1 protein-coding gene is annotated in these 1,810 nt (G+C 69.7%); it reads left to right on the top strand.

Annotated elements, in window-relative coordinates; all coding sequences use genetic code 11:
* Nucleotides 1-117: 117 nt before the first annotated feature.
* A partial coding sequence (locus FJM51_RS23310; protein WP_140456476.1) for a CoA transferase occupies nucleotides 118-1,810 on the top strand: 1,693 nt, incomplete at its 3' end.

Raw genomic sequence — 1,810 nt, forward strand, 5'->3', positions numbered from 1 at the left:
CCTTGGCGGATGGCACGGGAGGGCCGCGTGACACGAGATTTCAGTAGGACGAAGCGCGGCGCCGCGCCGGCGCGCGACGGCCGCGCGGCTGACCTTTCATTCGAAGAGAACCACATCATGCAGCGCGCGAGCCTTCCTCTTCACGGCGTCAAGGTGATCGACTTCGGGCAGTACATCGCCGGCCCGGCGGTCGCGATGATCCTCGCCGACTTCGGCGCCACGGTCGTCCACGTCGATCCCCCGTCCGGGCCGCTCTGGGAGAGCCCGGCGAATGCGACGCTGAACCGGAACAAGCTCACCCTGCGGCTCGACCTCAAGTCCCCCGAGGGGCTGGCGGAGGCGCGGGGGCTGATCGACGAGGCCGACATCCTGGTCGAGAACTTCCGCCCCGGCGTCATGGCGCGCCTCGGGCTCGATCCGGCGGCGCTGCGCGCGGCCCGGCCCGAACTCATCACCATCTCGATCCCCGGCTTCGCCTCGAATGACGAACTTCGCCGGGAGTGGCGAGCCTTCGAGTCGGTCATCGCCGCCGCGTCGGGTGTCTTCACCGACATGGGCCTGAACCGGGTGCTGATGGGAATCAATCCCTGCTTCTCGCCGCTGCCGCTCGCCTCGGCCTACGGCACCATGCTCGCGGTCTCGGCCACGGTCCTCGCGCTCCAGGCACGCGAGCGCACCGGCCTCGGCGACGGCATCGAGGTGCCGCTCGCGAGCGCGGTGATGGAGGGGCTCACCTACAACTCGCTCCTCGTCGAGGACTATCCCGCCCGCTACAAGACCCAGCGCGAGCAGGAGATCGAGCGGCGGCGCGCGAACGGCCTGCCGATGAACGTCTCCTATTCCGAGCTGCAGGAGTTCCTCGACCCGTTCTATCGCAGCTACGAGTGCAAGGACGGGCGGACCTTCTACGTCGTCTGCCCGAGCCACCGCAACCACGCCAAGCGCTGCCTCCGGACCCTCGGCCTTTATGACGAGATGGTCGCCGCCGGGCTCAGGGAGGAACCTGACACCTATCTGCCGGTCAGCGAGTGGTCCTCGGACGTCTCGCTCGGGGTTTATCCGCTGCCGAAGTTCTGGGCCGACAAGATCGCCGCCCGGATGAAGGAGGTGTTCCTGACCCGCGCCGCCGAGGAATGGGAGCGGATCTTCGGCGAGGGGCTGTTCCCGGGAACGCCGCAGCGCTGGCTGCGGGAATGGCTGAGCGACGATCACGCCGAGGCGGCCGGGCTCGTCGTCGAGGTCGACGATCCCGAATACGGCCGGATGATCCAGCCGGGCCCGATGGCCTGGCTGGAGGAGAGCGGCGCGGCGATGCTCACCCCGGCGCCGCGCCGCGGCGTCGGCTTCGAGGAGGCGCTGGCGGCGCTCCGGGCGCATCCGACGCGCCTGCCGGCCCTGGCCGCGACCGGCGCGGGAAAGGGCTGGCTCGAGGGGGTGCGCGTCCTCGACCTCTGCAACGTCATCGCCGGTCCCCACGGCGTCTCCTACCTCGCCCGCTTCGGCGCCGAGGTGATCAAGGTCGATCCGGCCCAGCCGCTCTACGACTGCTGGAACACGGTGATCTTCGGCATGACCCACATGCGCGGCAAGAAATCCGTCCTCGCCGAGCTGAAGTCGCCCGAGGGCCGCGAGATCTTCGAGCGGCTGCTGCGCTCGGCCGACGTCGTGGTGTGGAACGCCACCGACCGCCAGGTGAAGAGCCTCGGCCTCGACGCCCAGAGCCTCGCCCGGATCAATCCGGAGGCGATCTTCTGCCAGCTCGACTGTTTCGGCGGCGCGCGGCGCGGCCCGCGCAGCGACTATCTCGGCT

It is taken from the genome of Amaricoccus solimangrovi, from assembly GCF_006385685.1.
Lineage (GTDB): Bacteria > Pseudomonadota > Alphaproteobacteria > Rhodobacterales > Rhodobacteraceae > Amaricoccus > Amaricoccus solimangrovi.